Here is a 7,169-nt window from a genome sequence, read left to right on the forward strand (position 1 = left end):
AGTGCAATACATAAGAAATAAGAACCACAGATGGACACAGATGGACACAGATGAATTATTACTTCATCCAAACGAGAAGCGCTATATTTTCTTTACAATTGTGCTTGTTTCGTCTAAATACACACGACTACAACAGTCCTAAGTACCGAGTATTGAGTTCGTAGTAGAATAAAGGAAACTTGGAGAAAGTTAATTTGAACTCATCGCTTAGGACTTAGCACTGAATGGGTTTTGCTTGCAATTTACTGCTGTGCTAATTTCGGAACCCGCCCCTTCAAACCGATCATCAGCTTCAGAGAAAATATTTTTACCACAGGTACTCGACGCATGATCCATAACCCGAGGCGGCGAACTAGCACAACTGGCAAGATGTTATTAGAAAACATTCGGTCTAACAAATCAGTGAAACCTAAAATTGTCAAGTTCTCCCGCTGACGCCAGCGTTCGTAACGTTTGAGGATTTGAATGTTACCGATATCTTCACCTTTAGCGTAGGCTTCTTGCAACACTTGCGCCAAAGCAGCAACATCGCGAATGCCCAAATTTAAACCTTGTCCGCCGACAGGATGGCAATTGTGTGCTGCATCACCAACTAAAGCGAGTCGGTGGAGAACATAGCGATCGCTTTGCATGAGTTGGACTTGAAAAATAAAGCGATCGCCCAATAATTCTAACTTGCCCATCTGGTTGCCATAACGCGCTTGTAATTCTGCTAAAAATTGCTGATCATCCAAGGCGCACAAAGCTTTTGCTTCTTCATGAGGGGCAGTCCAGACAATCCGGCAACGGTTTCCTGGCAAAGGCAAAATGGCAAACGGACCACTTGACTGGAATTTTTCGTATGCTGTGTTGTTGTGAGATTTTTCTGGTTTGACAAAGGCAACAATACAAGATTGCCAATATTTCCAGCCGTGGGTTTTAATTCCAGCAGCTTGACGAATACGGGAACGTGAACCATCTGCGGCTACTACTAATTTAGTGCGAACCGTCTGCATCTGGTCTGCAAATTTGATATCTATCGTCACCACATCCTGCTGATACTGGATATTCACCACTTCTGCAGGACATAAATATGTGACATGAGAACAATCTTTGACAAACTTTTGCAAGGGATGCAACAGTGCTTGGTGTTCCGCCACGTAACCTAAATCTTGTGCGTTTATATCTCCGGTTTCCCATTCCACCACACCGGGATAATCACCATCTGAAAGACGCACACGGCGATAAGTCTCAATGTTGGGCAATATTTTGTCCCAAATTCCAATTCCTTGGTAAATCAGCGCCGAAAGCATATGCACTGCGTAAGCCTGCCCTTTGGCGACTGCTGCTGATTCTACTTTTGCCTCCACCAGCAGCACACTTAAGCCGGAATCTTTCAATGCAGAGGCTAGAGTTAAGCCAACTATCCCGCCGCCGACGATAACCAAATCATAATCGTATCCCCGCTGATGTGTTGATGTTTGGGGAGCGTTAAAGGTTTGAGTAAGCTGCGCTTGCGCCATTGTTAAGATAAATTACAGCGTTTTCATTCTTATTTTGACGCAAGCAGCCATGGGAGAGCAAGTTTCAAGCGTGTTGCATCCAAATGAAAACCGCTATATCAAAATTTGCTGTAACATTGCTCAAGCCATCACAGCCATCAGTTGTTCTGACATATCAAAATTTGCCGTGACATTTTGTACATCATCTAGACCTTCTAGAGTGTCTATTAACTTGAAAAGCGATCGCGCCTGATCTGGATCACTCACTTCTACACTATTGCTAGGAATCCAGCGCAATTCGGCATCAGTTACCTTAAAGCCCTTTTCTTTCAGGGTTTGGCTGAGGTTCTCTAAATCAAAGACTTCGGTAAACACCTCAGCAGTCTGATCTTCAGTCATCTCATAAGACTCGGCACCACCTTCGAGAGATGCTTCTAAAAGCTGTTCTTCATCATCAACTCCCTCAACAGTACAAACGCCTTTCTGGGAAAACATCCAGCCGACACAACCTGTTTCACCGAGATTACCACCGTTTTTACTGAAGGCAACACGTAAGTCAGCAGCAGTACGATTGCGATTATCTGTTAGGGCTTCAACAAGGATAGCAACTCCTCCAGGACCGTAACCTTCGTAACGAATAGCTTCTAAACTAGACGCACCGCCTGAGAGTGTACCTGCACCTTTGGCGATCGCTCTTTCTATATTCTCATTAGGAAGACCAGCCGCCTTAGCTTTTTCAATTGCCGTGCGAAGTTGAAAATTTCCTGTTGGATCTGGAACGCCACTTCTCGCCGCCACAATAATCGCACGGGACCACTGGGTGAAAGTCTTACCCTTTTTTGCATCCACTACCGCTTTTTGGCGCTTAATATTTGCCCATTTACTGTGTCCTGCCATATTCGGAAATTAATAATGCTATCTATTTACCAGATACGATATAGCTAGATTCTAGCTTTTGCATACTCATCCTTAAGTTTCCCAAAAAATGGGAACTTAATGTTGAACCACAGATGCACACAGATGGAATCATCAGTGATTAAGAATAATATACAAGATAATTATTTTGCGTCTTTCCTTTGCGTCTTGAGCGTAGAGCGCGAAATTCAAAAATAATATTGTACTTTATAGCACCCAAATGAAATTCATTAAACTTCCCACTTACTCTTTCCTGAGAGCAAGGTTATTGATTTTACTCATAGTGGGCATCTTGATTTTGACTGGATGTCAAGCTTTACCAAAAGGTGAGAACACAGATCAAGTGATTCATTTGACCTTATGGCAGGGGGTAAATCCGCCGCCAAATCGGGATGTTTTGCAAAAGCTGGTAGACCGATTTAATGAAACCCACCCAAATATCCAAGTGGAATCGCTTTATGTGGGACAACCAGATCAGCAAATGCCAAAGATTTTAGCCGCGGTGGTAGGAAATGCACCTCCCGATTTGTTGTGGTATAACCCAGCAATTGGCGGTCAACTCGTGGAATTGAATGCCTTGATACCTTTAGATGAAATGTTAGCATCACCAGTCAAAGAAGAGATTGACCCTGCTTTGTTTCAGTCGATGGAATACAAGGGAAAAATTTGGTCGGTGCCGTTTGCGACAAATAATGTTGGTATTTACTACCGACCGAGTTTGTTTCAAGCAGCAGGAATTACTGAATTACCCCGCACTTGGGAAGAGTTGCGCCAAGTTGCTAAAAAATTGACTCGTGATACGAATGGTGACGGAAGTATAGACCAACACGGCATCTTTCTACCTTTAGGGAAGGGAGAATTCTCGGTGTTTATCTGGTTACCGTTTATGTGGAGTGGCGGCGGTGAGTTGATGAGTGGTGACACGCAACAAGCTGCAGCAGTGCAACTAAAAGATAATAAAGGTGCGATCGCTGCTTTGCAACTGTGGCGCGATTTAATTACTGATGGTTCAGCAATATTATCTGGACCAGAACGAGGTTATGAAACAGATAATTTCATTGCTGGTAAGGTAGCAATGCAAATAACAGGTCCTTGGACTCTAGGATATTTGCAACAAGATATTCCCAACGGAGATTTTGCTGTTTTTCCAATTCCTGTTGGTGAACGTCCTGCTACTAGCATTGGCGGCGAAAATCTTTTCCTATTCAAAACGATACCAAAACGGCAAAAAGCAGCATTTACTTTTGTTGAATATGTTTTAAGTGAAGAATTTCAAACAGAATGGGCGTTGGGGACTGGATATTTACCTGCCAATATTAAGTCGCGTCAAAATCCGAAATATATAGCATATCTTGAGAAACAACCAGCAGTGAAAGTGTTTTTGGATCAGGCAAAATATGGGCGCAGTCGTCCTATTTTTCCGGGTTATAATCGGGTTTCAGAAAATATCGGGCGAGCGTTGGAATCTGTGATATTGGGGAAAAGTAAGCCTGAAGAAGCACTCAAAGAATCTCAGCAGCGCTTAGATTTGATTTTTAAGTAGACAGGCGATAACTTTTTTGTTGGAACCGCAGATAAACGAGGCATTGGTGTCAACTTAAGGTGAAAACCCGTATAGAACAGGCTTTTAAAGATTGCCTCGTTCCCAGCCTCAGGCTGGGAATGCCTACTGGGAGGCTCTGCCTGCCAATTGAGCGTTACTAGCCGCTTCAAGGGCATTTCCAGGTTCTACCTGGAAACGAGATTTAACGAGATTTTAGAAGGGTTTTGGCTTAAGTTGACACGCATGAGCACTGCCGTGCCTCTACAAAAAACCTGGTTTTCACCCAAGTGAATGCTAAATAAGCAACTGGAGTCTTATCCTGTGAGAATTGTTAACAATAATGCATCTACCGAAAGGCTGAACCAAGACCCATTAGGGCGCAAACTCGTCTGGATCATGGCGATCACAAGTGGGGCGGCGGCTGCTAATCTATACTACAACCAACCGCTACTGGCGGTGATTGCCCAAAGCTTACAGGCTCCTAGTCATGCCACTGGGTGGATTCCTATAGTGAGCCAAATTGGTTACGCCTTGGGAATTTTTCTCCTCGTTCCACTGGGCGATTTGATGGAAAAGCGGAGATTGATTCTGACGATGCTGGTGTTAACATCTGTGGCGTTGGCGGCGGCGGCGGTGTCACTCAACCTTGTTTGGTTGTTGGTTGCAAGTTTGGCGATCGGCATCACGACTATTACCCCACAGCTGATCGTTCCTTTTGCAGCACAACTGGCAAAACCGCAGCAGCGAGGAAGAGTTGTTGGCACGGTGATGAGTGGGCTGTTGATCGGAATTCTTTTAGCTAGGACAGTCAGCGGCTTTGTGGGAGCTAGTTTCGGCTGGCGGGAGATGTATTGGCTTGCGAGTGGGTTGATGATTGTTCTGGCTGTTGTTTTGTCGCGGATGCTCCCAAAAAGCCAACCATCGTTGCGTGTTTCCTACGCTGAATTAATTGGATCTTTGTTCAAGTTGATAAGACAGCAGCCTATCTTGCGTGAAGCTTCCCTTGCAGGGGCAATGTCTTTTGGTGCCTTTAGCGCTTTTTGGAGTACTTTGGTATTCTTTTTGGCACAGCCACCCTATCATTACGGCAGTGAAGTGACGGGATTGTTTGGGCTGGTGGGTGTGGTGGGAGCGGCGGCGGCTCCTGTTGTGGGTAAGATAGCAGATAAGAGAAATCCCAAGCTGACTGTAGGGTTAGGTCTTGTGATTACAAGCTTATCGTTTCTGATTTTCTGGGTGTTTGGTTATCACGTTCTGGGGTTGATTGCTGGGGTTATCCTTTTGGATTTGGGTGTGCAAACCACAATGGTTTCTAACCAAGCAAGAATTTACAGTTTACCTTCAGAGTTTCACAGCCGTTTGAATGCACTTTATATTACCTTTTACTTTATTGGTGGAGCGTTGGGTTCGTTCCTTGGTGCTTATGGCTGGAGTCGCTGGCAGTGGCATGGAGTCTGTGCAATGGCTTTAATTATGCTAGGAGTGGCTTTTACTACGTTTATTAAGCGGCGTTAGCGTTGAGGCTATGTTTTATCACCAGGTTAGGGACTTCCGAATTAAAAAACATCCTAAATTTTCTTGTGGGATGGGTGTCCCCACCCGTCCCATACTTAGGGCGGGCAAGATGCTCACCCCACAAGACAGATAATTTATTTCTTGGAAATCCCCTAATGCCTCGTTCCCAGCCTCAGGCTGGGAATGCCTCCCAAGAGGCGGAGCCTCCCTTACAAAGCGGCAGAGCCGCAATGAAAAAACATCCTAAATTTTCTTGTGGGATGGGTGTCCCCACCCGTCCCATACTTAGGGCGGGCAAGATGCTCACCCCACAAGACAGATAATTTATTTCTTGGAAATCCCCTAATGCCTCGTTCCCAGCCTCAGGCTGGGAATGCCTCCCAAGAGGCGGAGCCTCCCTTACAAAGCGGCAGAGCCGCAATGAAAGTGCGTTTCCAGGTAGAACCTGGAAACGAGATTGTCAAAGGGTTGTGGCTTAAGCTGGCACCAATGCCGGGATGCCCACCCCACTGTTAGGGGATAATTTATTTGTTGGAAATCCCTTAATACTCGTCCATACTTAGGGCGGGCAAGATGCTCACCCCACAAGACAGATAATTTATTTCTTGGAAATCCCCTAATGCCTCGTTCCCAGCCTCAGGCTGGGAATGCCTCCCAAGAGGCGGAGCCTCCCTTACAAAGCGGCAGAGCCGCAATGAAAGTGCGTTTCCAGGTAGAACCTGGAAACGAGATTGTCAAAGGGTTGTGGCTTAAGCTGGCACCAATGCCGGGATGCCCACCCCACTGTTAGGGGATAATTTATTTGTTGGAAATCCCTTAATACTCGTTCACAAGTTTCTGATACTCGTTCATGAGGTTCTAATACTGGCTGATGAGGTTATGACACTCGCTGGTGAGTGTTTGATACTCGCGCACGAGGTTCTAATACTCGCTGGTGAGTGTTTGATACTCGCTGATGAGTGTTTGATACTCGCGCACGAGGTTCTAATACTCGCTGATGAGTGTTTGATATTCGCTGATGAGTCTTTAATACTCGTTGACGAGGTTACAATACTCGCACACGAGTCTTTGAGACTCGTCCACAAGATTTCTGACACATTTCTCCTTGTGGTTTGTTACAAAATAATTGAGAGGTAAGCCTAATTTGTAGTCAGCGCTTTAGCGCTAAAGCCCTACTACGAAGCTATCAAAATCTGGGAAAGAGCAATGCTGCGTACTTTTTTACAAAACATTATCCAAAAAATCACGAGTACGCTAGGATTCACCTCCGCCCAGGAGAACGACGCAGAGATTGACCCCACGCCCGACACTCAAATCGACTTTTTATCACAGGTACTCAAACCTACAGCACAAAGCATCGCAACCGATTTCTTTACTTTTAGTAACCGGATGCAGGACTTCCCCTTAAGCAACCGGGCGGATAATTTAGAAATTGCCATCAGAGGTTACGAGATAGCATTAACGGTTTTTACCAGAGAAAGCTTTCCCATCGACTGGGCAAGGACGCAAAACAACCTGGGCATAGCTTACCTTTATCGCATCCGGGGGGAGCGGGCAGAGAATTTAGAAATTGCGATTCAATGCTACACAAACGCCTTGCAAGAACGCACGCGCGCTGGCTTTCCCATCCAATGGGCAACGACGCAAAACAACCTGGGCTTAGCTTACCTTTATCGCATCCGGGGGGAGCGGGCAGAGAATTTAGAAATTGCGAT

The 7,169-nt window shown here is 45.4% G+C and carries 8 protein-coding genes; 6 read left to right on the top strand and 2 right to left on the bottom strand.

Features of this window, described 5'->3' with window-relative positions; translation table 11 throughout:
- Window positions 1-242: 242 nt before the first annotated feature.
- Together ACM0OZ_RS15670 and ACM0OZ_RS15675 are read right to left on the bottom strand one after the other, a co-directional pair.
- Entirely contained in the window at window positions 243-1,502 is a 1,260-nt protein-coding gene (locus ACM0OZ_RS15670; RefSeq protein ID WP_414583738.1) for an FAD-dependent hydroxylase, read from the bottom strand.
- 120 nt (window positions 1,503-1,622) lie between these two features.
- A complete protein-coding gene (locus ACM0OZ_RS15675) occupies window positions 1,623-2,378 on the bottom strand; it encodes a YebC/PmpR family DNA-binding transcriptional regulator (RefSeq protein ID WP_414583739.1) in 756 nt (251 codons plus the stop codon).
- A gap of 238 nt (window positions 2,379-2,616) precedes the next feature.
- On the opposite strand from ACM0OZ_RS15675, the gene ACM0OZ_RS15680 reads away from it, so the two are divergent.
- The 6 genes from ACM0OZ_RS15680 to ACM0OZ_RS15705 all read left to right on the top strand — a co-directional run.
- Window positions 2,617-3,939 (top strand): ABC transporter substrate-binding protein, encoded by a 1,323-nt coding sequence (locus ACM0OZ_RS15680; RefSeq protein WP_414583740.1) that lies wholly within the window; start codon window positions 2,617-2,619, stop codon window positions 3,937-3,939.
- Window positions 3,940-4,230: 291 nt separating this feature from the next.
- Window positions 4,231-5,454 carry an MFS transporter gene (locus ACM0OZ_RS15685; protein WP_414583741.1) on the top strand — a complete coding sequence of 408 codons (1,224 nt, stop codon included), beginning with the start codon at window positions 4,231-4,233 and terminating at the stop codon, window positions 5,452-5,454.
- A gap of 155 nt (window positions 5,455-5,609) precedes the next feature.
- Complete coding sequence (locus ACM0OZ_RS15690) at window positions 5,610-5,777, top strand: hypothetical protein (RefSeq protein WP_414583742.1); 168 nt, start codon at window positions 5,610-5,612, stop codon at window positions 5,775-5,777.
- Between the two features lie 22 nt (window positions 5,778-5,799).
- On the top strand, window positions 5,800-5,970 hold the full coding sequence (locus tag ACM0OZ_RS15695; protein ID WP_414583743.1) for a hypothetical protein: 171 nt from the start codon (window positions 5,800-5,802) through the stop codon (window positions 5,968-5,970).
- Window positions 5,971-6,073: 103 nt separating this feature from the next.
- Window positions 6,074-6,244, top strand: coding sequence for a hypothetical protein (locus ACM0OZ_RS15700; RefSeq protein WP_414583743.1), 171 nt, complete (start codon window positions 6,074-6,076; stop codon window positions 6,242-6,244).
- Between the two features lie 416 nt (window positions 6,245-6,660).
- A partial coding sequence (locus tag ACM0OZ_RS15705; RefSeq protein ID WP_414583744.1) for a tetratricopeptide repeat protein occupies window positions 6,661-7,169 on the top strand: 509 nt, incomplete at its 3' end.

The sequence above is a fragment of the Scytonema sp. PCC 10023 genome, from assembly GCF_963920835.1.
Classification (GTDB): Bacteria; Cyanobacteriota; Cyanobacteriia; order Cyanobacteriales; family Nostocaceae; genus Kalymmatonema.